23 protein-coding genes and 2 tRNA genes are annotated in these 25,483 nt (G+C 70.3%); 7 read left to right on the top strand and 18 right to left on the bottom strand.

Annotation, left to right across the window (positions count from 1 at the left end):
- Positions 1 to 115 precede the first annotated feature (115 nt).
- Positions 116 to 1,789, top strand: coding sequence for an AbeC-like domain-containing protein (locus SMIR_RS32300; RefSeq protein ID WP_168490051.1), 1,674 nt, complete (start codon positions 116 to 118; stop codon positions 1,787 to 1,789).
- A gap of 127 nt (positions 1,790 to 1,916) precedes the next feature.
- Here the strand turns inward: SMIR_RS32300 and SMIR_RS32295 are convergent, their stop codons facing one another.
- Positions 1,917 to 2,477 carry an HIT family protein gene (locus SMIR_RS32295; protein WP_095855764.1) on the bottom strand — a complete coding sequence of 187 codons (561 nt, stop codon included), beginning with the start codon at positions 2,475 to 2,477 and terminating at the stop codon, positions 1,917 to 1,919.
- Between the two features lie 67 nt (positions 2,478 to 2,544).
- On the opposite strand from SMIR_RS32295, the gene SMIR_RS32290 reads away from it, so the two are divergent.
- Complete coding sequence (locus tag SMIR_RS32290; RefSeq protein WP_168490052.1) at positions 2,545 to 3,213, top strand: potassium channel family protein; 669 nt, start codon at positions 2,545 to 2,547, stop codon at positions 3,211 to 3,213.
- Positions 3,214 to 3,276: 63 nt separating this feature from the next.
- Here SMIR_RS32290 and thrS read toward each other — a convergent pair whose 3' ends face one another.
- The 3 genes from thrS to SMIR_RS32275 form a co-directional block, all read right to left on the bottom strand.
- Positions 3,277 to 5,253, bottom strand: a complete 1,977-nt coding sequence (gene thrS, locus SMIR_RS32285; RefSeq protein WP_168490053.1) for a threonine--tRNA ligase — start codon at positions 5,251 to 5,253, stop codon at positions 3,277 to 3,279.
- A gap of 126 nt (positions 5,254 to 5,379) precedes the next feature.
- Entirely contained in the window at positions 5,380 to 6,606 is a 1,227-nt protein-coding gene (locus tag SMIR_RS32280) for a hypothetical protein (protein WP_168490054.1), read from the bottom strand.
- On the bottom strand, positions 6,603 to 7,169 hold the full coding sequence (locus tag SMIR_RS32275; protein WP_168490055.1) for a DUF4365 domain-containing protein: 567 nt from the start codon (positions 7,167 to 7,169) through the stop codon (positions 6,603 to 6,605). Before SMIR_RS32275 ends, SMIR_RS32280 begins: the two co-directional genes overlap by 4 nt.
- A gap of 170 nt (positions 7,170 to 7,339) precedes the next feature.
- On the opposite strand from SMIR_RS32275, the gene SMIR_RS32270 reads away from it, so the two are divergent.
- Positions 7,340 to 8,065: a 3'-5' exonuclease gene (locus tag SMIR_RS32270; RefSeq protein WP_168490056.1), complete on the top strand. Its 726-nt coding sequence runs from the start codon at positions 7,340 to 7,342 to the stop codon at positions 8,063 to 8,065.
- Between the two features lie 56 nt (positions 8,066 to 8,121).
- Here the strand turns inward: SMIR_RS32270 and SMIR_RS32265 are convergent.
- Both SMIR_RS32265 and SMIR_RS32260 read right to left on the bottom strand, forming a co-directional pair.
- Positions 8,122 to 8,193 (bottom strand) — tRNA-Val (locus SMIR_RS32265).
- 62 nt (positions 8,194 to 8,255) lie between these two features.
- Positions 8,256 to 8,702: an SRPBCC family protein gene (locus SMIR_RS32260; protein WP_168490057.1), complete on the bottom strand. Its 447-nt coding sequence runs from the start codon at positions 8,700 to 8,702 to the stop codon at positions 8,256 to 8,258.
- Positions 8,703 to 8,791: 89 nt separating this feature from the next.
- Here SMIR_RS32260 and SMIR_RS32255 point away from each other — a divergent pair, with 89 nt between their 5' ends.
- Entirely contained in the window at positions 8,792 to 11,182 is a 2,391-nt protein-coding gene (locus tag SMIR_RS32255; RefSeq protein ID WP_212727699.1) for an SCO7613 C-terminal domain-containing membrane protein, read from the top strand.
- A gap of 21 nt (positions 11,183 to 11,203) precedes the next feature.
- Here the strand turns inward: SMIR_RS32255 and SMIR_RS32250 are convergent, their stop codons facing one another.
- The 7 genes from SMIR_RS32250 to SMIR_RS32220 form a co-directional block, all read right to left on the bottom strand.
- A complete protein-coding gene (locus SMIR_RS32250) occupies positions 11,204 to 13,936 on the bottom strand; it encodes an exo-rhamnogalacturonan lyase family protein (RefSeq protein ID WP_212727698.1) in 2,733 nt (910 codons plus the stop codon).
- 79 nt (positions 13,937 to 14,015) lie between these two features.
- The gene (locus SMIR_RS32245) at positions 14,016 to 14,645 is read right to left on the bottom strand and encodes a hypothetical protein (RefSeq protein WP_168490059.1); all 630 of its coding nucleotides are present in this window, start codon (positions 14,643 to 14,645) and stop codon (positions 14,016 to 14,018) included.
- Between the two features lies 1 nt (position 14,646).
- Positions 14,647 to 15,519, bottom strand: a complete 873-nt coding sequence (locus SMIR_RS32240; protein ID WP_168490060.1) for a carbohydrate ABC transporter permease — start codon at positions 15,517 to 15,519, stop codon at positions 14,647 to 14,649.
- Positions 15,516 to 16,472: a carbohydrate ABC transporter permease gene (locus tag SMIR_RS32235; protein ID WP_168490061.1), complete on the bottom strand. Its 957-nt coding sequence runs from the start codon at positions 16,470 to 16,472 to the stop codon at positions 15,516 to 15,518. Before SMIR_RS32235 ends, SMIR_RS32240 begins: the two co-directional genes overlap by 4 nt.
- Before the next feature lie 11 nt (positions 16,473 to 16,483).
- Positions 16,484 to 17,773, bottom strand: a complete 1,290-nt coding sequence (locus tag SMIR_RS32230) for an ABC transporter substrate-binding protein (protein ID WP_168490062.1) — start codon at positions 17,771 to 17,773, stop codon at positions 16,484 to 16,486.
- 957 nt (positions 17,774 to 18,730) lie between these two features.
- Positions 18,731 to 18,805 (bottom strand) — tRNA-Val (locus SMIR_RS32225).
- 179 nt (positions 18,806 to 18,984) lie between these two features.
- Positions 18,985 to 19,419 (bottom strand): TIGR02611 family protein, encoded by a 435-nt coding sequence (locus tag SMIR_RS32220; protein ID WP_168490063.1) that lies wholly within the window; start codon positions 19,417 to 19,419, stop codon positions 18,985 to 18,987.
- 191 nt (positions 19,420 to 19,610) lie between these two features.
- On the opposite strand from SMIR_RS32220, the gene SMIR_RS32215 reads away from it, so the two are divergent.
- A complete protein-coding gene (locus SMIR_RS32215) occupies positions 19,611 to 20,024 on the top strand; it encodes an SsgA family sporulation/cell division regulator (protein ID WP_003959770.1) in 414 nt (137 codons plus the stop codon).
- 536 nt (positions 20,025 to 20,560) lie between these two features.
- Positions 20,561 to 21,118: a CGNR zinc finger domain-containing protein gene (locus SMIR_RS32210; RefSeq protein ID WP_168490064.1), complete on the top strand. Its 558-nt coding sequence runs from the start codon at positions 20,561 to 20,563 to the stop codon at positions 21,116 to 21,118.
- A 67-nt stretch (positions 21,119 to 21,185) separates the two neighbouring features.
- On the opposite strand, the gene SMIR_RS32205 is transcribed toward SMIR_RS32210, so the two are convergent.
- On the bottom strand, positions 21,186 to 21,338 hold the full coding sequence (locus SMIR_RS32205) for a hypothetical protein (RefSeq protein ID WP_168490065.1): 153 nt from the start codon (positions 21,336 to 21,338) through the stop codon (positions 21,186 to 21,188).
- Between the two features lie 144 nt (positions 21,339 to 21,482).
- Complete coding sequence (locus SMIR_RS32200; RefSeq protein ID WP_097283920.1) at positions 21,483 to 21,929, bottom strand: hypothetical protein; 447 nt, start codon at positions 21,927 to 21,929, stop codon at positions 21,483 to 21,485.
- A 171-nt stretch (positions 21,930 to 22,100) separates the two neighbouring features.
- Here SMIR_RS32200 and SMIR_RS32195 point away from each other — a divergent pair, with 171 nt between their 5' ends.
- A complete protein-coding gene (locus tag SMIR_RS32195; RefSeq protein WP_168490066.1) occupies positions 22,101 to 22,619 on the top strand; it encodes a DsbA family protein in 519 nt (172 codons plus the stop codon).
- Between the two features lie 21 nt (positions 22,620 to 22,640).
- Here SMIR_RS32195 and SMIR_RS32190 read toward each other — a convergent pair whose 3' ends face one another.
- The 3 genes from SMIR_RS32190 to SMIR_RS32180 all read right to left on the bottom strand — a co-directional run bounded on the left by SMIR_RS32190 (position 22,641) and on the right by SMIR_RS32180 (position 25,408).
- Positions 22,641 to 23,465: a GNAT family N-acetyltransferase gene (locus SMIR_RS32190; RefSeq protein ID WP_168490067.1), complete on the bottom strand. Its 825-nt coding sequence runs from the start codon at positions 23,463 to 23,465 to the stop codon at positions 22,641 to 22,643.
- A gap of 70 nt (positions 23,466 to 23,535) precedes the next feature.
- Positions 23,536 to 24,357, bottom strand: a complete 822-nt coding sequence (locus SMIR_RS32185) for an aminotransferase class IV (RefSeq protein WP_212727697.1) — start codon at positions 24,355 to 24,357, stop codon at positions 23,536 to 23,538.
- A gap of 1 nt (position 24,358) precedes the next feature.
- Complete coding sequence (locus tag SMIR_RS32180) at positions 24,359 to 25,408, bottom strand: chorismate-binding protein (RefSeq protein ID WP_168490069.1); 1,050 nt, start codon at positions 25,406 to 25,408, stop codon at positions 24,359 to 24,361.
- Positions 25,409 to 25,483: the final 75 nt, after the last annotated feature.

Here is a 25,483-nt window from a genome sequence, read left to right as displayed (position 1 = left end):
CCGCCGACGAATGTCGGTCGCGGCCGATACTCTGGGAACTGATCAAGACGATGACCTGATCAACAGGTGTGCGGGGCAGGGAAGTCGGGAAAGCCGCAGGAGCGGGGCGGCGGCGATGGGGGCGGAAGTGGCGTTCGACGGTTTCGATTTCACTCCCGGGGCGCAGGTGCCGCTCTCGGGTTCCGCGGGACAGACGGCGGCGACCTTCGCCCTGGCCTCGGCGGCGTACCGGGACAGCGATGTCGGCGAGATCCTCAAGGCGAACAACCAGTGGCACGAGTCCACCGTCAGCGCAGGCCGCAAGTGGGCCACGATCTTCAGGCCCAACCTCGGCGAGGCCTTCGGACGGGCGGTGGTGGACCGCATGCTGGGCGCCGGCCGCAAGCCCCTCATCCAGTCCTTCGGCACCGAGCCGCAGGTCGTCGTCGAGCACTGCCTCGCGGCGAACCGCATCCGCCGGGAGCGGGACAACTGGCTGTCGGCCGTCATGGTGCTGTGCGGTGTGCTGTTCCTGCCCGGGCTGCTGGTGTGGCTGCTGGTCTTCCAGCTCCGGTCCATGATCGCCAAGCAGACGAACAAGCGCGCCGGCGCCCTCGGCACCACGCTCCTGGTCGCCTTCGGCGCCCTCGCCGTGGTCTTCCTCGTCCGCATGCCCTTCACCGGCTTCTGGGCCTGGTACGCGCGTGCGTCGGTGGTCCTCCCGGTGATCGGCTGGCTCTGGGCCAAGCAGATCTGCGAGCGGACCGCCAAGGACCTGCGCGAGCGCTGGGACAGCCTGCTGTCCGGCGGTGGCCTCGGCGCCAAGATCCCGGAGGCGGTGCCCGGCAGCCCGGGCGAGACGGCGGCCGAGCGGCTGCGCCAGGCCCTGGCCGCCCTCGGCGCCGAGCAGCAGTCCAACTCGGTGTTCTACGCCGGACCCAAGGGCATACTCGGCATGGGCACCCGCTGGGGCAGCTGGCAGCTCGCCGAGGACCTCGTCCCCAAGGACCCGGACAAGGAGATCCACCCCTTCCGCAGCTGGGACGTCGTCCGCAACATCCACGACAAGCTCCGCATGCTGGAGCGCGGCCCGCTCAACACCGGTGGTTTCCCCACCCCTTCGATCAAGCACTGGATCGTCTCGCCGATCGGTGAGAACGCCAAGGAGGTGTCCCGGCCGGGCGGCACGGACGTCGAGGCGTACACGATCAAGAGCCACGCCATACAGGACATCTGCAACAAGCAGCAGTTCGGCAGCGGCCAGCGGCACTACCTCGGCGTCCAGTGGACACTGTGGGACGGCCAGTTGATCATCACCATGCTGATCACCGTGACCGTGCTGCACGAGACGCTGCGCATCGAGGTCACCGGGCACGCCCTGGGTCCCGTGCACTCCCTGTTCACCAGTAAGCCCGAGGCCCCGACGAAGGAGGTCGCCAAGGCGGTCAAGTTCTGGGAGACCCGCAAGGTGAAGCTGCCGCTGGTCACCACGGACGAGGTCGTACGTCTCGCCGCGCGCGCCCCGCTCACCGGGTACCCGCCGCTGCTGAACTGGCTCGGCGGCAAGCTGACGCTGCCCGAGCCGTTCGGCCTGCGGCACGCGTGGGCCGACCAGCCCTGGCGGCACCGCTTCATGGCCGACGACGCGCTGCGGGCGGCCACGCCGGTGCTCCGTGTCGTCCACGCGGCGGCGATCAAGGTGCTGGACGAGAACGGGGTCGACACGGAGAAGTTCGGTAACCGGTCGGCGTTCCTCAGCACGGCCGTGCAGGATCCGTCGCCTCGGAAGGCGGACCTCTACGACGCGTGAGCCCCCGGCGGACGGGCAGGAAAGGCCGTCCGCCGGGTGCGGGTCGTCTTGGGCAGATCGCGCGGTTCCCCGCGCCCCTGAAGGGGCGCGCCGAAGGGGGCGCCTGTTGGCAGGCGCCCCGTTCGAGCTAATGCGTCGGCCAGGCCTCTGCCAGCATCTTGCGGGTGTCGGCCAGGAGCTGCGGGAGCACCTTGGTGTGGCCGACGACCGGCATGAAGTTGGTGTCGCCGCCCCAGCGGGGGACGATGTGCTGGTGGAGGTGGGCGGCGATGCCCGCGCCCGCCACCGTGCCCTGGTTCATGCCGATGTTGAAACCGTGCGCGCCCGAAGCGGTGCGCAGCGCGGTCATCGCCTGCTTGGTCAGCTCGCCGAGCTCGGCGGTCTCCGGGTCGGTCAGGTCGGTGTAGTCCGCGACATGACGGTAGGGCACGACCATGAGGTGGCCGCCGTTGTACGGGTACAGGTTGAGCACCGCGTACACCTGCTCACCGCGCCTCACGATGAGCCCGTCCTCGTCGGACTTGGCGGGGATCGAGCAGAACGGACAGCCGTCGTCGGCCCCCGGGCCGGTGGGCTTGTTCTCGCCCTGGATGTAAGCCATCCGGTGGGGCGTCCACAAGCGCTGGAACGCGTCCTGCGTCCCCACTCCGATCTGCTGCTCCGGCTCACTCGTCATGTGGTGCAGCATATTGCTTCGCCCGTTCGCGGCGTGTCGGCGGGGCTCTCCCGATTGCTCACCGGGCCAAGCTGGGCCGATGGACGACGACAGCCGACAGGCCCGGTGGGAACGGCGCACCGAGGTCCCGCTCAGCCTGGCCTCGGCGTTGTTTCTCGCCGCGTACGCCGTCCTGGTCCTCGGGCACGCACTGCCCGTCGTCTGGCGGCAGGCCTGCGTGGCGGCGATGCTGGCCGCCTGGGCGCTGTTCGGCGTCGACTACGCGGTGCGCTGGCGCCTGAGCGGACAGCGCCTCGGCTTCGTCCGCGCGCACCCGGTGGACACCCTGGCGCTCCTGCTGCCGCTGCTCCGTCCGCTGCGCATCGTCAAGGTCTACGAGGCCGTACAGCGTCATCGTGGAGAGCCCCGTCTCTCCCTGCACGCGCGTGTGGTCTTCTACGCGGGGTTGTCGGCCTCGCTGCTCGGCTTCGCGGGCTCCCTCGCCGTCTACCAGCAGGAGCGCGGGGCGCCGGGCGCCTCGATCCGGACGTTCGGGGACTCGGTGTGGTGGACCTGCACCACGCTCACGACGGTGGGGTACGGAGACGTGGTGCCGGTGACTCCGATGGGGCGCACGATCGCGTCGGTGCTGATGGTGTGCGGTCTGGCGCTGCTCGGCGCGGTGACCGGCTCGTTCTCGTCCTGGCTGCTCCAGGTGTTCGCACGTGAGGACGAGAACGGGTACAGGGACAGGCCCCCGGGGAGCTGAGCTCTCCGGGGGCCTTCGGCCACGTACGCGTCAAGGAAGCACCGTACGTGTCGGACCTGCGCGTCAGACCTGTGCGCGCTCCTCGACGACCTTCATGATCTTGGCGATCGCCTCGTCGACCGGGATGCCGTTCTCCTGCGAGCCGTCGCGGTAGCGGAAGGAGACGGCGCCGGCCGCCATGTCCTCGTCGCCCGCGATGACCATGAAGGGCACCTTCTGCTTCTGGGCGTTGCGGATCTTCTTCTGCATACGGTCGGAGGAGGCGTCGACCTCGACCCGCAGACCCTTCTTCTTCGCCTCGGTGGCGAACTTCTGCAGGTACTCCACGTGTGCGTCGCCGATCGGGATGCCGACCGCCTGCACGGGCGCCAGCCAGGCCGGGAACGCGCCCGCGTAGTGCTCCAGGAGCACCGCGAAGAAGCGCTCGATGGAACCGAACAGCGCGCGGTGGATCATCACCGGACGCTGCTTGGAGCCGTCGGGGCCGGTGTACTCCAGGTCGAAGCGCTCCGGCAGATTGAAGTCGAGCTGCACGGTCGACATCTGCCAGGTCCGGCCGATGGCGTCCTTGGTCTGGACGGAGATCTTCGGACCGTAGAACGCGGCGCCGCCCGGGTCCGGGACGAGCGGGAGGCCCTGCTTCTCGGCCACCTGCCGCAGCGTCTCGGTGGCCTCCTCCCAGACCTCGTCGGAGCCGACGAACTTCTCCGGGTCCTTGGTGGAGAGCTCCAGGTAGAAGTCGGTCAGGCCGTAGTCGCGCAGCAGGTTCAGGACGAAGGTGAGCGTCTTGTCGAGCTCCTCCGCCATCTGCTCCTTGGTGCAGTAGATGTGCGCGTCGTCCTGCGTGAAGCCACGGGCGCGGGTCAGACCGTGCACGACGCCCGACTTCTCGTACCGGTACACGGTCCCGAACTCGAAGAGGCGCAGCGGCAGTTCGCGGTACGAGCGGCCGCGCGCGTCGAAGATCAGGTTGTGCATCGGGCAGTTCATGGGCTTGAGGTAGTAGTCCACGCCCTCGTCGAGCTGCATGGGCGGGTACATGCCGTCGGCGTACCAGTCCAGGTGGCCCGAGGTTTCGAAGAGCTTCCCCTTCGTCGCGTGCGGGGTGTAGACGAACTCGTAGCCCTCTTCCTCGTGGCGGCGCCGCGAGTAGTCCTCCATGACCCGGCGGATGACGCCGCCCTTGGGGTGGAAGACGGCGAGCCCTGAACCGATCTGGTCCGGGATGGAGAAGAGGTCCAGTTCGTTGCCCAGCTTGCGGTGGTCGCGCTTCTCGGCCTCGATCAGGAAGTCGAGGTGCGCCTTCAGCTCCTCCTTGGAGGGCCAGGCGGTGCCGTAGATGCGCTGGAGCATCGGGTTCTTCTCGCTGCCGCGCCAGTACGCGGCGGCGTTGCGCATGAGCTTGAACGCCGGGATGTTGCGGGTGGTGGGCAGGTGGGGACCGCGGCAGAGGTCCTTCCAGCACAGCTCGCCGGTCTTGGCGTCGAGGTTGTCGTAGATCGTCAGCTCGCCGCCGCCGACCTCGACGTCCGCGCCGTCGTCCGAGGACGCGGAGCCCTTGATGCCGATGAGCTCCAGCTTGTACGGCTCCGCCGCCAGTTCCTCGCGGGCGTCCTCGTCGGTGACGACGCGGCGGGAGAAGCGCTGCCCGCGCTTCTGGATCTCCTGCATCTTCTTCTCGACGGCCTTGAGGTCCTCGGGCGTGAACGGCCTCTCGACGTCGAAGTCGTAGTAGAAGCCGTCCTTGACCGGCGGGCCGATGCCCAGCTTGGCCTCGGGGAAGAGTTCCTGCACGGCCTGCGCCATCACGTGCGCGGTGGAGTGGCGCAGGATGTTGAGACCGTCCTGGGAGGAGATCTCGACGGGCTCGACCTCCTCGCCGTCCCGCACCTCGTACGCGAGGTCCTTCAGCTCGCCGGCCACACGGGCCGCGACGATGGTGCGCTCGCCGGCGAAGAGGTCGGCGGCCGTAGTGCCCGTCGTCACCACGCGCTCTTCCCGCTCGGAATCGCGTTGGATGATCACACGGACGTCTGACACCGGTCTCTCCTGACTGAAGGGGGCAAGCTCACCCAGTGGGCATGGCAGTGCCATGCCTGCCCGGCGATCCTACCGAGCCCGGGGCACCCTCCGCGAAACGGTTCCCGGCAAAGCTCCACAAAGCCCTCAGTCCCCGCTGCACGCCTCCTCGAAGAAGTCCAGGTTCTCCTGGAGCGACTTCATCAGCCGGTCCCGCTCGGCCTCGTCCACCTGCACCGGTACGACCCCGGAGGCGTCGGTGAGCCGGCGGAAGCCGCCGCGGCTCTCCAGCCGCCCCAGCACCCGCACCGGCAGCCCGACCAGATGGGCGTGACCCGCTATCCGGTACGCCTCCTCGTCGAGCGTCATGCGGACGTGCTGGACCTCCGCTCCCGCGATCACCCGCAGCCGTACCGTGCCCTCGCCGCGCGGCTGGGACCTGCGCATCCGCACCACGGCACCGGTGAGGCGCACCGGTACGGACGGCTCGGCGCGCAGATAGCGGGCCCCGGCCTCGCGCAGGACGGGCAGGTCGCCGGGCGAGAACTCGACGGCCTCGTCGGGCGCCGCACAGCCCTCGGGGACCCCGGCGGCGGGCGCCCACTCGACGGCGATCCGGGCGCCCTCCGTGCCGCGCACGAGGGCGACGACGGCCTCGGTGAGTTCATGACTGACGCCCGCCTCGACGGCCGCGTCGAAGGCGTCCATGCCGCCGGTGGCCCGCTGGTAGTCGATGGCCTCGCGGGCGGCGTACAGCGCCTGGTGCAGGCGTACGGAGAGCGGCCGGCCGGTGTCGACGGGCACGAAGGCGGTGAGCCGGCGCCCGCCGGGGTCGGCTCCGACGAGGACGTTCTCCAGGGAAGCGGCGGCGGGCCTGCGGTGGCGGGCGCCGTAATAGCCCGCACGCGCGCGTGTGGCGAGCGCCGCCGCGAGCAGCATCGAGCGGGCGGCCGAGCGCAGCCGCTCCTCCACGCTCCAGGACGTGGCGCCCAAGGGCCCGGTCGGCACATCGCGCCACCAGCGGATCTCGTCGCTGGGCACGGCGAGGGCGACCAGGACGTCGCGCGCGGACGGCGCTCCGCTGCGGGAGAGCGCGACGAGCGCCTCGCCGAGGAGGTCGTCGCTGTCGGGGAAGGCCCGGTTCTCCGGCACGAGCAGGCTCGTGCCGCCGCCACCGGGCCCTGGTGGGGTCCACCGGCCGTACCGTCCGGCCGCTCCACCGCGGCGCTGCCAGCCGTGGCGGTGCAGCAGCGCGCTGAGGACGGCGGGGTCGACCTGGCCCGGCTCGGGCGGCTCGGTCCAGTGGGACTCGACGGGGTGCGGCCTGACCGGCCGAAGGGGTTCGCCGATGGAGTCGATGGGGCGGTGTGTCAAGGTTTCCCTCCCGTCCCGACCCTCGTCATGATCTCGCAGAGCGCCCTGTCGTCGAAGATGCGCGAGGTCGGTATCCGCACGGTGGTCCGGCGCCGGCCGGTGATCGGGTGGCCGGCGAGGTTGATCCAGTAGCAGCAGTGCCGCAGGTCGAGGCGGTCGTGGCTGGCGCGCAGCCAGTCGTCCTGGGACCTGGGCACGAGCATCACAACCAGGATCTTGTGCACCGAGACCGGGGTGCGGGCGAGCTTCGCCAGGTGCTCGTTGTCGAGCGTGAAGGAGAAGGCGGGCCCGGGTGGGTTCGGCGGGATCTGGTACGTGCACTTGAGCTGCACCTTGATGGTGACTTCGTCGTCGACCGTGTGCCCGGGGGCGCTGTGGCTGACGTGCCAGTCGATGCCGTTGTCGGGAAAGGGCTGGGACAGCGAACAGCCCGCCGCGGCCGCGACGGCGTGCAAGTAGCCCACCTGCAAGGTCTCCATGCAGGCGGTGGTGGCGAGTGTGCCGCGATGGGGTGCCGTCCGCTGGGGCAGCAGCCCGCCCCGCTCGGGCTGCGCGAGTGCCATGAGTCCAACAGCCTTCCAAGCCAAGTGATTCCCCGCGACGGGCCGCTGAACTGCAAAGACCCGTACCTGTGTTGTCTCCTTCCGGCGTACGGCGCAAACAGCCCGGGTATCACCAAACAGGCAGAAGACGGTGCGTCAGCTGCCGTGGGTGAACGAGGAGTTGTGTACGTATGACGTGCTGGTACGAAGGCCCTTTGGCCGCGTTCGACACGGAGACCACGGGCGTGGACGTCGAGACCGACCGGATCGTGTCGGCCGCCGTCGTCGTCCAGGACGCCGCGGGTTCCCGGCCCCGGGTGACCCGCTGGCTGGTGAACCCGGGAGTGCCGGTGCCCGCGGGTGCGACGGCGGTGCACGGGCTGACAGACGAACACCTTCAGCGCAACGGCCGCTGGCCGTCGCCGGTGATGGACGAGATAGCCAGGGTGCTGGGCGAACAGGCCGCGGCGGGCCGCCCGCTCGTCGTGATGAACGCGCCGTTCGATCTGACGCTCCTGGACCGGGAGTTGCGCCGCCATCGCGCCACCTGTCTCGACCGGTGGTTCGAGCCGGCGCCGCTGCGCGTGCTCGATCCGCGGGTTCTGGACAAACATCTGGACCGCTATCGCAAGGGCCGCCGCACCCTGACCGACCTGTGCGCGCACTACGACGTGGTGCTGGAGGGCGCGCACGACGCGGCGGCGGACGCACTGGCCGCGATGGAGGTCGTACGAGCGGTGGGGCGTCGTTTCGCCACCCGGCTGGAGCGGCTCTCCCCCGCCGAGCTGCACACCCTGCAGGCGGTGTGGCACGCGGCGCAGGCGCGCGGCCTTCAGGCGTGGTTCGCGCGCAGCGGTTCGCCGGAGGCGGTGGATCCGGCGTGGCCGCTGCGTCCGGAACTGCCGGCGGCGGCCTGAGCCCGCGCGGGACAACGAAAAACCGGTCCGTCTGTGACGGACCGGTCTTCTCCGGGTGGGCGATACTGGGTTCGAACCAGTGACCTCTTCGGTGTGAACGAAGCGCTCTCCCACTGAGCTAATCGCCCGGGAACGCACTGAACAATACAGGTCCCTGCGGGTGTGGTTCAAACCGCTTCGAGATGAGCCTTCAGTCACCCGTGAGTCGGGCCGCCAGTCCGCGCTGTCCCGCGCGCATCATCAGGGCGTGGTTGGCCCGGAACACCGGCCGTCCCGGCACCGCGAAGCGCCGCAGCAGCGGCTTGCTCACGTCGACCTCCTGGTCGTACTGGGCGCGGGTGCCTGACCCGGCGGTGGTGAGCGTCCAGCGCGCCCAGCCGTCGATGTCGCCCGCCATCGCGATCTCCAGGACCCCGGCCACCGGGTCGCGGCGCAGCTCGCGCGCCGTGAACACCAGGTCGTACGGCAGGAACGAGCGGATGCGCATGGTGCCGCTGCGCTCGTCGATCCGGATCACCTCACGGACCTGGGGCCACCAGCGCGGGTAGTCCTCGGCCCGTTCGAGAACGGGGTAGACCTCGGTGGGCGGCGCGGGCAGGGCCCAGACACTGCGGAAGCGGTAATGGCTCCAGTCCATGGACGGAGTGTGCCCAACCGGGCATCTGAGTACGGCATGAGTACGCGCACTCATGCCGGAGAAGGTGACCGGGACCACACTCCCGGGATATGACCCACCTTCCGCCCCCGGCCGAGGAGTTGCGGCTCCTGGACACCGAGCTGCGGCAACTCGACGCGCGCCGGGCCCTGTTGCTGGCCCGCCGCGCCTGGCTGATCACCGCGCTCCGGCCGCCCGTGGCTCCGCCGCCCCCGCCCCCGCCCGCACGCCGGCCCGAGACCACGGCGCCCCGCGTCCAGAACGTGCTGCTCGTTCTCGGCGGCATCCTGCTGACCGTCGCCGCGATCGCGTTCACGCTGGTCAGCTGGGGCCGGATGGGGATCGCCGGGCGGTCCCTGGTGCTGGGCGCGGTGACGCTGGCCGCGCTCGGCTCACCCGTGCTCCTGCTCCGGCACGGGCTGCGCTCGACGGCGGAGGCCGTGGCGGGGCTGGGACTCGCGCTGACGGTCCTGGACGTGTACGCACTGCACGAGGTCGCGTTCCCCGACACGAACGGCCTGGGCTACGCGGCCATCGCGTCGGCCCTGCTGGCGGCCCTGTGGACGGCGTACGGACTCGTACTCGGCGGGCCGCGCCGACCGACCGGTGAACCGGCCGCCCCCGAACGGCTCCCGCTGCGCCTGCCCCTGCCCACCGCGCTGGCCGCCGCGCAGCTCCCGCTGATCCTCTGGGCGGCCGCGGCCGACGCGGGTGCCCACGCCATGACGGCCGCGCTGCTGGTCACGGCGGCGCTCGACACGGCCGCCGCGTTCCGGGTGCCCGTGCCGTCCGTACGTCTCGTCGCCGCCGTGGGCGCGTACGGCCTGGGCGGCTGGGGCTCCTTCGCGGCCGGCTGGCTGTCCTGGACGGCCACCGGTCCGAGCGCCGTCGCCCGTGCGGCGGCGCTCCTCCTCTTCGCCGGGGCGATCGCTCTGGCGGCGGCGTGGCGGCTGCCGGACACGAACGTCGCCACCTGGGTCGCCTCGGCCGGCGGCCTGCTCACGGTCGCCGCGCTCGGTGACGTCCCGCGCTCGTCGCTGCCGGGCGACTGGACGGTTCCGGGGTATCTGGTCTGCGCTGTGGCCCTGTTGGCGGCCGTACGCACCCGGCTCCCCGAGCCGATGAGGCGCGGCCTCGCCCTGGCGGCCGGCTCCGTGCAGGCGGTCTCGGTGGTGTGGGCGCTGCCGCCGGTCGCCCTCGCTCTGCTGGGCCCGGTGGCCTGGGTGGGGCGCGTCTGGACCGGGGCCCCCTCGACCGCGCGCGAGGCGGTCACGACCGACGGCGTCCCCTGGCCTCCGTACGCGGCCACGGCTCCGCTGGTCCTCGTGATCGTCGCCACCGTCCTGGCCGTGGCCGTCCGCGGTACGGAGTGGCGCCCCAGGGCTACGGTCGGCGCGTCGGCCCTCGTCTGGGCGGCCGTTCTCGTCCTTCCCGCGGCTCTCGACATCCCTTACTGGGCGGGGCTTTCGGCGCAAGGACTCACGATCGTGGCGACGCTGGCGTACACCACCCGCTCGGCAAAGGCGCGCCTGGTCCCCTTCCTCCTGGCCCTTGTGAGCTCGGCGAGCCTCGCGTGCCTCTCCCTCGCCACCGAGGGCACGACCCTCGGCGTCCTCGCCACGCTGACCGTGCTGTTCTCCGCCGTGTCCGGGCGCTCGCGGCCAGCCCCGGTCGCCGCCCTCACGTACGCCACCGCGCTGGCCTGTGCCGTGGGCGCGTCCCTCGGCTGGCAGTCGCAGCACATCGCGCTGCTGGTGCTCCTCGTACCGGTCGTCGCGGCCCTGCTCGCGGCACGCCTCGCCGGCTCCCCCGCGCGCGTGCCCGTCGAGATGACGGGCGCCGTCGCCGGGCTGCTCGCCGTCGGCCTCGCGGTGACCGACCCGCCGCTGCTGGCCCTGGTCCTGGCCCTGTGCGGAGTGATCGCCGCGGGCACCGCCGTACGAGAGGACCGGCGGTCCGCCGGTTACGCGGCCACCGCCCTGTTCGTGCTGGCCGCCTGGGTCCGCCTGGCGTGCTGGGGCGTCGGCTACGTCGAGGCGTACACGCTGCCGGTGACCGTCCCGGCGCTGCTGGTGGGGGCGGTCGGGCGCCGCAAGGATCCGCTGACCTCGTCCTGGGCGGCGTACGGAGCGGGGCTGTCCGTCACGCTCGTGCCGAGTCTCCTGACGGCGTGGACCGACCCGGACTGGCCGCGACCCCTGCTGCTCGGTGTCGCGGCCCTCACGGTCACCCTCGTGGGTGCCCGGCACCGGCTGCGGGCCCCGCTCGTCCTCGGGGGCGGCGTGCTCGCGCTGGACACCCTGCACGAACTCGCCCCGTACCTCGTGCAGATGGCGGGCGCGCTGCCCCGTTGGGTGCCTCCCGCACTCGCCGGTCTGGTGCTGCTCGCACTCGGTGCGACGTACGAGCAGCGGATCCGGGACGCGCGACGCGTGCGGGACGTTCTCGGCCGGATGCGCTGACGCGCCCCCGGCCGGGAACGGCTACGGCATCTTGTCGCCAAGTAGTGCCAGGTTCTCGATGGCGGCGAGGCCGTACAGGGCGCTGTCGTTCGAACTGACCCAGTTGGCCTCGCTGCCGGGAACCAGGGTGACCGGGCCGCTCAGTGGCTCGGTCTTCCAGGGCGAGGACTCCATGTAGCCGTCGGAGCTGTAGAACTTCGTCCACGCGCGCTTGGCGAGCGTCGCGTCGCCGGTCTGTACGGCGGCGTACGCGTCGAGGCGCGAGTGGCCCTGGAACAGCAGCAGGGAGCCGAAGTTGGAGCCGTAGCGTGCCGCCTGTTCCGTCTTGGTGGCATTGAAGTAGCGGCAGTAGTCGAGGTAGACCTCCTTGAACTTCGGCACGTCGACCAGGTCGATCAGCTCGGCGCACAGTTCGCCCAGGCCGAAGACGGCGGAGAGGTGCGAGACCGACACGACCGGCGCGGAGGCGACGGCGAACTTGCCGGTGTCGAGGTCGTAGAGCCCGCTGCCCTGGACGAAGCCGTTGGGCTGGGCGGCGATCGTCTCCATCGTGGACAGCACACGCGCCTTGGCCTTCTCCCACTTCGGGCCCTTGCGCTCCCACTCCGTGAGCCAGGCCGAGACCAGACCGCTCCAGTCGGTGCCGAAGCCGATGGACAGGGCGTGCCGGTCGGGGGTGTACGGCTCGGTGCGGATCTTGCGGATCGGGTCGAGGACGAGGAACGTCTCGTCGGAGTCGACGTTGGCGTGCATGAGGTCGCCGACCCGCTCGTCGGCGGTGAGGTAGTAGTGATAGCGGCGGTATGTGGTGTTGGCGATGCGCTGCTGTTTGGCGCTGTCGGCGTAGTGCTGCACGCCGTGCCGGGTGCCGAGGCCCGCCCACTGGCCGAGGTGGTAGACGTCGACCTCGCCGGTGTGCCGGGTGAGCGCCTCGGCGAAGCGGAAGATGTCCGAGCGGCCCGAGCGGAGATAGGCCATCCAGAGCCAGATGTCGGGCGACAACTCGGAGTTGTCCCAGGCGTAGCCGCCGACGTCGTAGCGCCACTGGTGGCGCACGGCGTCGTACGAGTGCATGAAGTCGCCGTAGTCCCAGAAGCCGTACCAACGGCGCATCTCCACCTGGTCCTTGTAATAGGTGAAGAGGAAGTCGAGGTGGTCCTCGATCTTCGCCTTGGCGGCGGTGGAGCGGTCCGGCTCGGAGAAGAGGCCGCCGAAGACCTTGGCCTTGATGAGCTGCTTGGGCGGGGCGGCCAGCTGCGGCAACACCCTTACGGCCGCGACCTGTTCGGCGAGCGTTTCGGGCGTGGGCGTCGACTCGTTGGCCCAGAAGAGGAGTTCGGAGGTGCGGGCGATGCCGTACGGGGTGCCGAACTCGGGTTCGTAGTCCTCGTAGGTGATGTTGAGGCCTTCGAGCTGTTCGGCGTACGTGTCCTGGCCCATGCCGTCGTGGTAGAAGCGCAGGTCCATGGGCTGCGCCTCGGGCGACCAGAGCCAGAGGGTGACCTCGGCCTCGTCGGTCTGGGCGTCGCGGATGTCGAGCTGTGCCGGGTACTTCTCCCAGAAGTCCCTGAGCCCGAAGGAGAGACCGCCGCTCGCCCCGCCGACGTAACCGAACCCGCTCGCCCGGCGTCCACCGCCCGCGCCGATCCAGCCATGCCCCTTCTTCGTGCGCTTGCGCAGGGTGAAGCCGTCGGCGGAGAGCTGGGAGAGGGTGTAGTCGCCCCACTCGGGGATGTACTGGAGGCGGGTCGTCACCCGCTGGTCCCAGGTGGACGGGTCGGGCAGCTTCTCGCCCGCGAACTGGGCCGCCTGCACGGCCGCGCCCGGGTCGCGGCGCAGCCCGGTGATGCCCTGCACGGCCTCCCGCAGCAGACCGGAGCCCTCGCCGCCGATGCGGATGTGCCGGTCGTACGCGGCGTCGCGCATCGGCACGTTGAAGCGGACGCCGAGGCCGCGGATGAAGTCGCCGCTCGTCTTCCCCGGCTCCTGCTTCCCGTCGAAGGTGATGGTGTGCACCATCCGGAAGGAGTCGGCACCCGCGTAGAAGTACAGCCGGATCGAGAACGGCAGCCAACTGCGGCTGCCCTTGCGGTGCTTGCCGTCGATGCGGACGACGGCACGGACAGGACCCTCCTGCTCGACCGTGACCTCACCGATGACGCTCTCGAACCGCTCGTACTTCTCCGCGCCCTGGTCGTCGTCCTCGATCTCGGGCTGGCGGATCAGCACCAGCCGGCCGTCCTTCGCGATCTCGGTGGAGCCGCGCTTCACCGATTTGACGAGGGTGGAGCCGCTCTTGCCGATCTTGGCGGTGATGACGCCGGTCGAGATGTCGATGGTGCCGCCGCTCTTGTCGACGGTCACCTTCTTGTCGGGGGCGGCGGGCGCACCGGCGGCGAGCGTGAGCTTCCCGGAGCCGGAACTGACCGCGTGCGCCGTCCACTTGAGGGAGCCGTCCGGCCAGTACGCGATCGGCCAGGACTGCACCGGCACGTCCTTGCCGGAGGCGTCGGTGAGCGCGAAGGCCTGGTCCTGCTGGTACGCGCCCTTCGGCCAGGGCACTCCGACGGTGGAGCCGGGGGCGGCGCCGAGGGCGCCGTCCTCCAGCCAGTCCAGGGTCACGGGGTCGGTGTCGGCGGCCTCGGATCTGGCGGCGGCCTGCGCGTTCGTGCTTCCCAGGGCCCAGCTGAACTGCGCGGCGGCTCCGGCGACTGCGGCCGCCTTCAGCAGGGACCTGCGGGGGATGGGAGACATGGCCTTTCCTTTCCGTGCGGGGAAGTCAGGGGCATGACAGATAGAGGTACGACGCCGGGGGCGCCGACCTGCGAGAAGCTCAGCGGCGGCGGTGGCGCGCCTCGACGGCGACGGCCGCCGCCGCGACGGCCCCCAGGACGGGGACCGCCAGCGGCGCGATGAACAGGGCGGAAGCAGCCACGACGGCCAGTCCGCCCACGAGCAGGAATGAGCCGGCCGGATCGAGGACCGTACGGCGTCCTGCCTTCGCCAGCAGCGCCCGCCAGGAGGCGCCGGGTTCCCAGACGGCCGCCGCGCGCAGCCCGGCCACGGCGAGGCCGATCAGGGCGAAGAGGCCGACGGCCCCGACGAGCGGGCCGCCGGGGATCCCGGCACGCACGGCCTGGACGTCCACCCAGACCGCGGCCGCCGCCGCCCATCCGGCGACCCCGGCGATCCAGCCGCCCCGGACGGCGGTCCGGAAGTCGGCGACGAACTCCCTCAGGCCGCCCGCCTCGTGGGACGTACGCCGCCGCAGATGCCGTGCACCGGCCGCGAACGCGGCGGGGTAGGTGACCAGCGGCAGCGAGGCCACCGCGATCCACACTCCAGTGAGCAGACACTCCGCAAACACGCCGAAACGTTCGGCGAAGACGGACTCGCGGGGTGCCTTGCGCGCCTTCGCACGCCTTTTTTGCTCTGCCCGCGCCCGCGGCTGGCTGGTGGCCATCTCAGCCCTTCAGTCCGGAGGTCGCCATACCGTCGATCAGATACCGCTGGAAGGCGAGGAAGAAGAGGAGTACGGGCAGCAGGGCGACCAGCGACATCGCGATCATGCCGCCGTAGTTGGCGACGCCCTCCTGGTCGCGGAACATCATCATGCCGAGCGAGACCGTGTACTTGCTGGGCTCGTTGAGGTAGATCAGCGGCCCCATGAAGTCGTTCCAGGCGTTGATGAAGGTGAAGATCGCGCTGGTGATGAGGGCGGGGCGGCACAGCGGCAGCACGATCGACCAGTAGATCCGCAGATGGCCACAGCCGTCGAGCCGGGCCGCCTCGTCCAGTTCGCGCGGCAGGTTCCGCATGAACTGGACCATGAGGAAGACGAAGAACGCCTCGGTGGCCAGGTACTTGCCGATCAGCAGCGGAACGTAGGTGTTGACCAGCTCCATCTTCTGGAACATCACGTACTGCGGGATGAGCAGCACGTGATAGGGCAGCAGAAGCGTGCCGATCATGAGGGAGAACAGCAGGTTCCGGCCGGCGAACCGGATCTTGGCGAAGGCGTAGGCCGTCAGCGAGCAGGAGATGAGGATGCCGACGACGGAGCCGAGCGCGTAGAAGAGGGAGTTCTGGAAGAAGGTCGCGATCGAGATGTCCGCGATGCCGTCGGCCAGGCCCTTGAAGTTGCCGAGGACCGGGCTGGTCGGGAACAGGTTCAGGCTGCCGATGATGTCCCGGCTGGGCTTGAACGAGGCGCCGACGACCCAGATGACGGGATAGAGGACGACCGCGAGGATCAGCAGGGCGCCGACGTGCCAGACGAGCGAGCCGGTGCGCCTGCGGCTGCCGACTTCGAGGGGCTTGCGCAGGGTGGTGCTCATCGGGCGTCCTCCTCGTAGTGCACCCACCGCTTCTGGGACCAGAAGAGGACGGCCGTCACCAGCGCCACGGCGAGCAGCAGCATCCAGGCCATGGCGGACGCGAAGCCCATCTGGGACTCCTTGAAGCCCTTCTGGTACAGGTAGCAGGTGTAGACGAGCGTGGCGTCGGCCGGTCCGCACTGGGTGTTGGAGACCACGTAGGCGGAGCCGAAGATCTGGAAGGAGTGGATGGTCTCCAGGAGCACGTTGAAGAAGAGCACCGGCGAGATCATCGGCAGGGTGATGTTCCAGAACCTGCGGAACGGTCCGGCGCCGTCCACCTCCGCTGCCTCGTACAGCTCCCTCGGCACCTGCTTGAGTCCGGCGAGGAAGATCACCATGGGTGCGCCGAACTGCCAGACGGTGAGCGCGACCAGGCTGTAGAGCACCCAGTTCGGGTCGCCGACCCACCCTCCCGTGTGGAAACCGAGGAACGACTGCGTGCGGTCCACGATGGCGTCGTCCGAGAAGAGCGCGCGCCACACGAATCCGATGGAGACACTGGCACCGATGAGCGACGGGGCGTAGAAGGCGGCCCGGTAGAAGGCCTGCCCTCGGCGGCTCTGTGCGAGCAGGAGGGCGACTCCGAGCGCGAGCAGCAGCTTGAGCGGGGTGCCGATGACGACGTACTTGGCCGTCACCTCGACCGACTTCTGCCACCGCGGATCGTGGAACATCTTGGTGAAGTTGTCGAAGCCGATCCACTTCGGCGAATTGAAGAGGTTGTAGTCGGTGAACGCGAAGTAGAGGGAGGCGGCCATCGGGCCCGCGGTCAGCAGCAGGAAGCCCGCGATCCACGGGGACATGAAGAGATAGCCGGCGAGGTTTTCCCGGCGCCCACGCCGCTTTTTGGCGGCCGGGGCCTCGGGGCGTATCTCCGGGGCGTCGGGCGGAGAGTCCTTGACGAGCGTCACGGCGGTTCCCATCAGGCGGCGAGGGCGGTCTTCGCCTCGGAGAAGAACTGCTTGACCGCGTCGGCGACCTTGGTCGTGCCCTGCGACATGTCACCGCCGATGCGCAGGAAGGCGGACTCGCAGGTGTCGGCTCCGGCCGGGTGCGGGGTGATGGTGCCGAGCACACCGGCCGCGGCGACATCCGTCTCGTACTTCGCGATCGCCTGGTTGGGCGCGTCGGTCGGCTTGTACGCGTCGAACTGCTCGGTGGTGGCGAGGATGCCCCGGTCGTAGCCCATGATCTTGCCGACCTCGGGGTCGTGGACCATGAAGTTGATGAACTGGGCGACTTCCTTGGGGTGCTTGGTGCGGGCGGAGGCGCTCAGCATCAGGGAGGCGAGGTACTGACCGGTCTGCTTGCCGTCGGTGGTCGGGATCGGCGCGAGGCCGTAGGTGCTGGTGCCCTCGGCGGTGTAGCGGACCGTGAAGTTGTCCCAGGTGAACTCGGAGGCGCCGTGGGCCGCCGAGAGCGAGGACTTGGGCTTGTCCTGCTCGACCCGCTTGGGGTCGGTGACGATGCCTGCCTTGACGCGGTTGTAGCCGTCCGTCCACCACTCCGTCAGGTCGGCCTCGTCGAATCCGAGTCCGTCCTTGGTGAAGAACGCCTTGCCGTTCTGCCGGAGGTAGAGGTCGTACAGGTACATGATGCTGAAGTAGCCGGTGTCGCCGGCCAGCTTCTGGGTGTCGTGGATCTTCTTCAGGGCGGCGAAGTACTCGTCCCAGGTCCAGCCCTGCTTCGGCTTGATGCCCGCCTTCTCAAACACCTTCTCGTCGATGACAAGTGACATGGTGTTGGATCCGACCGGAATACCGAGCTGCTTTCCGTCGACCTGGCCGACCTTCTCCACTCCGGCGCGGAAGTTGTCGAGGCTCAGATTTCCCGCGTCTATCTGAGGCTTGAGGTCGAGCAGGATGCCTCTCTTGTCGTACTTCCGCAGGAATCCGACCGCGTTCTGGAATACGTCCGGGGGATTTCCACCGGCGGCCTGGGTCTGGAACTTCTCCCAAAAGGCCACGTAATCCTGGAAGTCGGTCTTCACCTTGATCTTCGGGTACTTCTTCTCGAAGAGCGCGATGGACTGGTTGATCTTCTTCGCCCGCTCGTCGGCACCCCACCAGGCGTACCGGATCGTGACCGTCCCGTCCCCGGAACTGCCACTGTCCCCGCCGCAGCCCGTCGTCGCGGCCAGCCCCAGCGTGGCCAGTGAAGCTCCGGCCGCCTTGAGGACCGTACGCCTCTCAACACTCCCGTTGTTTCCCACAGTCGGGCCTCCCCGCGACGTCGTTGCACCTGCATGAATCGTTTCAAGTAAGCGCTTGCTGGCACAAGGTACGGAGGGCTTCCAGGCGCGTCAATGATTCGGACAGGAATTGGTGTGACGCGGTTCGGCCGCGTGGCGGCGGGCATTGGGGGCGCCGCTCCCATGGAGGCGCACGAGTGTGCAGGTCCGGGGCGTGCGGTCGGGTTGCCGAACAGGAAACGGCGGGTCGGGCGAGTGTGGGGCCGGGCCGAAAACAACCGCCGTGCGGGCGGCGGTTGGGCGGTGGGTCTTCGCGAGGGGGTGGTGCCGAACCGGCGTGCGTGTGGTTGGTGTTGGTGGGGAGGTGGAGGGGCTCGGGTGGGTCTGGACGGGCCTGGGCAGCTCTGGGCAGATCTGGACGGGCCCGGGCGGGTCGCACCGACACGAGCGGGCGGCTGGTGCGCGTCCGAAGGGCGGCTCGCTCGCGTCGGTCCGGCGTTCACCCTGGTCGACGGGTCGATGCGGGGGGCGCGTCCCGCGAAGCGGCGTAGCGATGCGGAGTTCGAGACTTCGCAGGTCAGTGCCCGCGACAGCAGGTCAATGCCTGCGACGCGCCCGCCGCCCGCGCCACATGCCGGCGGCGATGACCGCGAGCGGCGCGGGCAACTGCGCGGCGGTCCGGCCGACGTCCCACGCCGGACATGAGCGAGCGGAGCCGCGCGGTCCACATGGACGCACCACAGGACGGGACGCCACCGGTTCCGATGGCGGCTGCGACCGGGACTCCGGCTCCGGTTTCCGACGTCCGCGCGGTGACCGCGGTACCGCTTCCGATACCGGTACCGATACTGGCACTGGTACACGCAAGGTGCGGTCCGCGGGTGTCGTGGGGGCGCACCCCCCGCCCTGCGGGGTGGTGCGGGAATGACGAAGGCGACCCTGCCCACGCACTGCGTGGAACTGGGTCGCCTGTCGTGCTGGTGGGCGATACTGGGATCGAACCAGTGACCTCTTCGGTGTGAACGAAGCGCTCTCCCGCTGAGCTAATCGCCCGGGCGCAGGGAGAACATTACCCCATGTCAGGGGGTGGCTCCGACCAGCCAATGGGCCCCAGGAGGGGCCTTCGGAGCAGCACGGGAACGGGTGCCGTCACGAGCCCTTCGCGGGTCGCGTCACGAGCCCTTCCCGGGTCGCGTCACGAGTCCCGTCTCCCGGGTCGCGTCACCCGTCGGTCATTCCTGGATGTTCCACGGCATCTGGACGCCGAACTTCCAGAGGTAGACGCCACCAAGGGCCGCGACGATGACGACACCGACACTCGTGAGAATGATGTTGCGGCGCCGCACCTTCGGGTCGAGTGCCCGCTGTGTCGCCTCCGTGACCTTGCGCTTCGTCCAGCGGAGCACCAGCTGTGCCCAGACGAACTCGGTCGCCCAGATCGCCATGCCGCCGAAGATCACCAGCCAGCCGGGGCCCGGCAGTGGAAGCATGATCACGCCGGCGCCGACCACCGCGAGCCCCACGACGAAAACACCCACCTGCCAGCTCAGATGCAGTGCACGGCGGGCCTTGATGAATTCCGGCGCCCGCGATCCGAGCGGCCCCTCGATCTTCGTCTCACCATCCGCCGCGGCGACCTTGCCCGGCTCGTCACTCCCCGTATTCATACGGCCAAACCCTACCGGAGAGAAACCAGTCACCAGAATGGCCCTATCCGGCGAACGTGCTCTCGGCCGGAAGAGTTACGTAAAGACACGCAAAACACTCAGAGGGGTTTACAACGGCACCGTAGGTGGCATGTCGATTTCGCCGACGTGCGAATCCCCGAGCGCACACTGAGCGAAAGGCCCTGGCGCTTATGAACACCACGGTCAGCTGCGAGCTGCACCTGCGCCTCGTTGTGTCGAGCGAGTCCTCACTGCCTGTACCCGCAGGACTGCGGTATGACACGGCCGATCCCTACGCCGTGCACGCCACCTTCCACACCGGAGCCGAGGAAACCGTCGAGTGGGTGTTCGCCCGCGACCTCCTCGCCGAGGGCCTGCATCGGCCCACCGGTACCGGCGACGTCCGAGTCTGGCCGTCCCGGAGCCATGGCCAGGGCGTCGTATGCATCGCCCTGAGCTCCCCGGAGGGCGAGGCCCTGCTGGAAGCCCCGGCGCGGGCCCTGGAGTCGTTCCTGAAGCGAACGGACGCCGCCGTGCCCCCCGGCACGGAACACCGGCATTTCGATCTCGACACGGAGCTCTCACACATCCTGGCCGAGAGCTGACGAGACCCCCATAGAGCCGCCCGGCGCCGTCCACTCGGGGAGACGGCTCGGGCCTAAACATCTGCAATGGGCACAACCGCAAAGGGCACGAACATCGGCGCCGTCGCCGCGGACTCCCGCGGGGGCGGCGCCGGTGCGCGCGGTCGACGGCAGGCCTCGACGGCTCCAGCGCCGGGGTGCGTGGCCAGGGCGGGTCTTCTTCTGCCCTGCCCAGGCGGGGACGCCGAAGAGAGCCAATGAGGGCGCCCCCTGGGGCATGGGGCGGGGCAGACGCTGCGGCCGGGCCGCCAGGCCGGGCGCGACACACCCGGCGGCCCCACGCGGCCCACCGGGCTCAGTGCCGGCCCGGACGGCGGCTGAGGCTTCCGGAGGTGTTCAGGATGACCTTCGCGGCCCGTGAACTCGCCCGTGGACCGGCCCGGACGCGCGACTGACCGCGTACAGATCGACCGCCCTCGCTCCCCCACCCCAGGAAGCCACTACCATCGGCCAGCATCGGAGGGCGCCTGCCCGACCCCCAGGCCAGGGAGCGAAACGTGCTGATCACCCACGACACCCGGCGCTCCCTCGACGCCGTGGTGGACCTGGTGAACACCGCACCGGAGAACGACACGACGGACGGGCTCCCGGACGTCGCGTCCCTCGCCGATTTCGTACGAAAACACGGGATCAGTGATGTCGGCGTGCTGTCGGAGGACGACCTCGCGGCCGTACACGAGATCCGCGGCCGGTTCGCCGGAGTCTTCGCCGCCGACGACCCCCTTACCGCCGCGGGTCTCATCAACGAACTGGTCGCCGTCGCGGGCACCACCCCCCGGCTCACCGACCACGACGGCTACGACTGGCACGTGCACTACTTCGCGCCAGGTGCCTCGGTCGCCGACCACCTCGCGGCCGATTGCGGGATGGCACTGGCGTTCTTCGTGGTCGCCGGAGAGCAGGACCGGCTGCGGCGCTGCGAGGCCCCGGACTGCCGGCACGCCTTCGTGGATCTCTCCCGCAACCGCTCGCGCCGCTACTGCGACAGCCGGACCTGCGGAAACCGCCTCCACGTGGCGGCGTACCGGGCGCGCCGCAAGGAAGCGGCGGGCTGACGGACACTGGACGCGCGGCGGGCTGACGGAGCCCTCGGCGGGTGACGCCAGGGGCTCCGTGTACGGCTCAGAGCAGCAGCAGGTCGTGCAGCGAAGCCATGAGCAGCAGGCAGCCGATCACCGCAAGGAAGATCATCAGCGGTGGCTGGGAAAGCGCGTAGAGACAACCCCGCGGCTCCTCGGGAGGGGCGGCGGTGTCGCTCTGTGTTGTGTCCAGCATCTCGCGGCGATGATGACGCAGCCACCACCCGCTCCGCGATCAACACGCCCGGAATGAACGGGAGTTCGCCAATATCCGCGATGAGCAGGCACGAACGTGATCGTTTCCGCGCTCTCCCATGATCCTCTGTGTCGTTTCAGCCCGTCATATGCCGCGCTTCTTCAAGATGGCCTCGATGTCGCTGAAGTCGTCGTCGGAACCCGTGGCCCGAGGCGTCGTCGCGGGCCGGGCGGCCGGACGGGAGCCCTGGCTCAGCGAGGGCGCCGAGGCCGCGGGGGCCACCGCCTCCCGCTGGGCGGCCCGGGCGGCCGCCTTGCGTTCCTTCCGGGTCCCGCCGCCACGCCGCTCCACCGCCCGCGTGGTCATGAACAGCAGCCAGGCCACACCCAGCACACCGAAGCCCGCCCACGCGGTGGGGCTGAAGGCGGTGTCGGCCAGCCAGCCGACGACCCCGGTCATCACCAGGCCGACCGGCACCAGCGAGTAGGCGGCGATGCGGGCGGCGGAGAGGAACCGCTTGCGGTAGGCCGTGACCGCGGCGATGCCGAGGCCGGCCGCGGAGACGGCGGAACAGACAGTCTCGGCAATCATCCGGTCCTCCAGGGCAGGGCTCGGCAGAGCGGGTCGGTTCGTCCCTTCCATCCTGCACCGCCCCACGCCCGATATGCCATGCTCCGGGCGGACCTCAGGGACATCTCCGGGTCGGGGTCCTCCCCAGGTCCCGGTTGGGGCGCCGTCGGCAGGGCTGGGAGACTGGGTGCCATGAACGACTCCTCCACAGCCCGCGCCACCGCCGTCCTGGACGTCTGGTGCGAACTCCAGTGTCCCGACTGCCGCAGCGCCCTAGCCGACCTGCGCACGCTGCGCGCCCGCTACGGCGACCGTCTGGAGCTGCGGCTGCGGCACTTCCCGCTGGAGAAGCACAAGCACGCCTTCGCCGCCGCGCAGGCCGCCGAGGAGGCCGCGGAGCAGGGCCGGACCTGGCCGTACGTCGAGGCGGTCCTCGACCGTGTCGAGGAACTGGACCGCAAGGGCGAGCCCTTCCTGATCGAGGTGGCCCGCGAACTCGGTCTGGACGCCGAGGAGTTCGACACCGCCCTGATCGACGGCCGGCACATCCTGATCGTCGACGCCGACCAGGCCGAGGGCAAGGCCATCGGCGTGACCGGCACCCCGACGTACGTCATCGGCGGCGAGCGGCTCGACGGCGGCAAGAGCCAGGAGGGCCTGCGCGAGCGCATCGAGGAGATCGCCGACCGCCTGCTGGCCGAGGGCGCGTAGTACTCGTTCTCGCGAAGTGGTTCAGAGCAGGTTCTTGTAGAGGTAGTACTCGCTCGTCGTATAGCCGAGTGACTCGTACAGCTTCTCCGCCGGGGTGTTCCCCGCGAACACGTTGAGGCCGATGCGGTCCTTCCCGCCGGCCACCGCCCGGGCCTCGGCCAGCAGCATCAGGGTGCGCCCGTGGCCGCGGCCCCGGTGCTCGGGGTCGGTCTCGACCCCGAGCACGAACGCCGCGTCGGGCCACAGGCCCAGCCACAGCGTGCCGACCGGGATCCCCTCGTGTTCGAGGACGCCGAGCACCGTGTTCTCGCTGGCCACTCCGTCCGGCAGGAACCGGGCGAGCCCCTGGTCCGTCTTGCGGTACGCCTCGGCCTCGGGCACGCCACGCTCGATCTGCGAGCGGGCGAACTCCTCGCGCTCCTTCGCCAGCCAGGGCACGTACTCGGCCTCGGCCATGGGCCGGGCGACACTGCCCGCGGGCAGTTCGGGGCCGGGGCCGTCCAGGTGCTTCGTCATGACGCGGTTGCTCAGGACGTACCCGAGGGTCGTGGCGAGCCGGAGCACACCGTCCGCGTCCCCGGGCACCGACGTCTCGACGCGCTTGCAGCCCCAGCCGCGGGCCACCTCCTCGGCCGCGAGCACGGCCACCGTGCCCCGGCCCCGCCCACGGTCGGGTTCCTCGATGCACAGCTCCCCGACACGGGCCACGGTGGGACCGTACTCCGGATGCGTGGAGAGGTGGATCCCGCCCACGGGACGACTGTTCACGCACACCTGGTAACGGCGGGACAGCGCCCCGTCGGCTCCGCGCTGAAGCGGCTCGGTCGGCCGCAGGGTGGTGGTCATCAGGGGTGTTCTACCCGTCCCGTGCCCCGTCGTCATCCTGTTTTGCTCGCTGACGTGCCACGGGCGACGTCTACGGGTCGAGGTCGTTTCCGGCCCGCTCCTCGAAGACCCGCATGGCCTTGGCGGTCACCGGGCCCGGCGTGCCCGGGAGTTGGCGCCCGTCGACCCGGTGCGCACCCTGCACGTCCCGCAGCGTGGACGTCAGGAAGACCTCGTCCGCACGCTCCAGGACATCCAGCGGAAGATCGGTCTCCCTGGCGCCGGTCCACTCGACGGCGAGCGCGCGCGTGATGCCGGCGAGACAGCCGGAGGCGACGGGCGGGGTGTGGATCTCGCCGTCGAGGACGACGAAGACGTTCGACCCCGTACCCTCGCACAGCTGCCCGACCGTGTTGGCGAACAGCGCCTCGCTCGCGCCCTGTTCGCGCGCGCGGGCCAGGGCCACGACGTTCTCGGCGTACGAGGTGGTCTTGAGGCCGGTGAGGGCGCCGCGCTCGTTACGGGTCCAGGGCACCGTGATCACGGCGGTGGAGTCGGGGCGGCGGGTGGACTCGCCGAGGGCGACGAGCAGGGTCGGCCCGTGTTCGCCGCGGTCGGAGCCGAGCGGGCCGTAGCCACCGGTGTAGGTGATCCGCAGTCGGCCGAGCGGCATCGGGTTGGCGTCCAGGACGGCGGCGCAGGCGCGGCGCACCTCGTCGAGGTCGGGTTCGGGCAGCCCCAGGCCGCGCGCCGAGCGGGCCAGCCGATCGAGGTGGCGGGTCAGCGCGAACGGCCGCCCCTCCACCGCCTTCACGGTCTCGAAGATGCCGTCGCCCACGGTCAGTCCGTGATCGAAGACGGAGACGCGGGCGGACTCCATGTCCTGCAGACCACCGTCGAGCCAGATCTTCACGTCAGAGAGTCCTTCCACTTTCGTACGCGTCTCCGTACTGTCCCGACGCTACCGCGAGCAGCCTGGCGGCCTTCAGCTCGGTCTCCTGCCATTCCCTTTCGGGGTCGGAGCCCCAGGTGATGCCGGCGCCGGTGCCGAAGCGCAGGACGCCTTCGGCGCGGTCGGCCCAGAAGGTGCGGATGCCGACGGCGAGCTGTGCGGTGGTGCGGTCGGCGTCGACCCAGCCGATGCCGCCGCAGTAGGGGCCGCGGGGTGCCGTCTCCAGGGCGTCGATGATGGTCAGGGCGCTGGTTTTGGGGGCGCCGGTGACGGAGCCGGGCGGGAACGCGGCGGCCAGCAGTTCGGGCCAGCCGATGTCGGCGCGCAGGTGGCCGCGGACGGTGGAGACGAGGTGGACGAGCCCGGGGTGTTTTTCGACCACGCACAGGTCGGGGACGGTGACGGTGCCGGTGACGCAGACGCGGCCGAGGTCGTTGCGGACGAGGTCCACGATCATGACGTTCTCGGCGTGGTCCTTGTCGAGGAGGTCGGCCTCGGTGCGTCCGGTGCCCTTGATGGGGCCGGATTCGATGACGGAGCCGGTGCGGCGCAGGAAGAGTTCGGGGGAGGCGGTGGCGATCTCGACGCCGTGGTGGGGCAGGCGAATCGTTCCCGCGTAAGGGGCGGGGTTGCCGCGGGCGAGCAGCGCGGTGAGGGCGTCGATGTCGGCGTCGGGGGCGAGGGGTGCGGACAGGACGCGGCAGAGGTTGGCCTGGTAGACCTCGCCGGCGGCTATGTGGGCGCGGATGCGGCGTACGCCGGCGGTGTACGCCTCGTGATCGAGGGAGGACGTCCAGTCACCGGAGGCGGGCCCCCGCCACTGCCCGGGGACGGGGGCGGGCACGGGTTCGGTGCGTACGTCGGCGAAGCGGGCACAGACCAAGCTGCCCTCGAAGTCGGCCGCCACGGCCCAGAAGCCGGCCGAGTCCAGGGCCGCGGGGTCGCTGGTGACGTCGAGGAGACCGGTCGCGACGAGGCCACCGAAACGGGCGAGAGGAGGGAGGTCGAGCACGCAGTCGAGTCTAGGTCGGGTGACCTGCGGGTGCCCTGACCGTGTCCTTTGCCGGACAGACCGCAGCACGCTGCG

The sequence above is a fragment of the Streptomyces mirabilis genome (assembly GCF_018310535.1).
In the GTDB taxonomy this organism is placed as follows: Bacteria; Actinomycetota; Actinomycetes; order Streptomycetales; family Streptomycetaceae; genus Streptomyces.
This window is presented reverse-complemented; position numbering and strand designations above follow the sequence as displayed.

Coding starts and splice junctions, on each gene's coding strand:
- SMIR_RS32295 (WP_095855764.1), bottom strand. CDS start 2,477: ATGCTGCACCACATGACGAGTGAGCCGGAGCAGCAGATCGGAGTGGGG.
- SMIR_RS32245 (WP_168490059.1), bottom strand. CDS start 14,645: ATGGCCACCAGCCAGCCGCGGGCGCGGGCAGAGCAAAAAAGGCGTGCG.
- SMIR_RS32255 (WP_212727699.1), top strand. CDS start 8,792: ATGACCCACCTTCCGCCCCCGGCCGAGGAGTTGCGGCTCCTGGACACC.
- SMIR_RS32300 (WP_168490051.1), top strand. CDS start 116: ATGGGGGCGGAAGTGGCGTTCGACGGTTTCGATTTCACTCCCGGGGCG.
- SMIR_RS32215 (WP_003959770.1), top strand. CDS start 19,611: ATGAACACCACGGTCAGCTGCGAGCTGCACCTGCGCCTCGTTGTGTCG.
- SMIR_RS32290 (WP_168490052.1), top strand. CDS start 2,545: ATGGACGACGACAGCCGACAGGCCCGGTGGGAACGGCGCACCGAGGTC.
- SMIR_RS32205 (WP_168490065.1), bottom strand. CDS start 21,338: ATGCTGGACACAACACAGAGCGACACCGCCGCCCCTCCCGAGGAGCCG.
- SMIR_RS32260 (WP_168490057.1), bottom strand. CDS start 8,702: ATGGACTGGAGCCATTACCGCTTCCGCAGTGTCTGGGCCCTGCCCGCG.
- SMIR_RS32220 (WP_168490063.1), bottom strand. CDS start 19,419: ATGAATACGGGGAGTGACGAGCCGGGCAAGGTCGCCGCGGCGGATGGT.
- SMIR_RS32275 (WP_168490055.1), bottom strand. CDS start 7,169: ATGGCACTCGCGCAGCCCGAGCGGGGCGGGCTGCTGCCCCAGCGGACG.
- SMIR_RS32195 (WP_168490066.1), top strand. CDS start 22,101: ATGAACGACTCCTCCACAGCCCGCGCCACCGCCGTCCTGGACGTCTGG.
- SMIR_RS32270 (WP_168490056.1), top strand. CDS start 7,340: ATGACGTGCTGGTACGAAGGCCCTTTGGCCGCGTTCGACACGGAGACC.
- SMIR_RS32250 (WP_212727698.1), bottom strand. CDS start 13,936: ATGTCTCCCATCCCCCGCAGGTCCCTGCTGAAGGCGGCCGCAGTCGCC.
- SMIR_RS32240 (WP_168490060.1), bottom strand. CDS start 15,519: ATGAGCACCACCCTGCGCAAGCCCCTCGAAGTCGGCAGCCGCAGGCGC.
- SMIR_RS32200 (WP_097283920.1), bottom strand. CDS start 21,929: ATGATTGCCGAGACTGTCTGTTCCGCCGTCTCCGCGGCCGGCCTCGGC.
- SMIR_RS32190 (WP_168490067.1), bottom strand. CDS start 23,465: ATGACCACCACCCTGCGGCCGACCGAGCCGCTTCAGCGCGGAGCCGAC.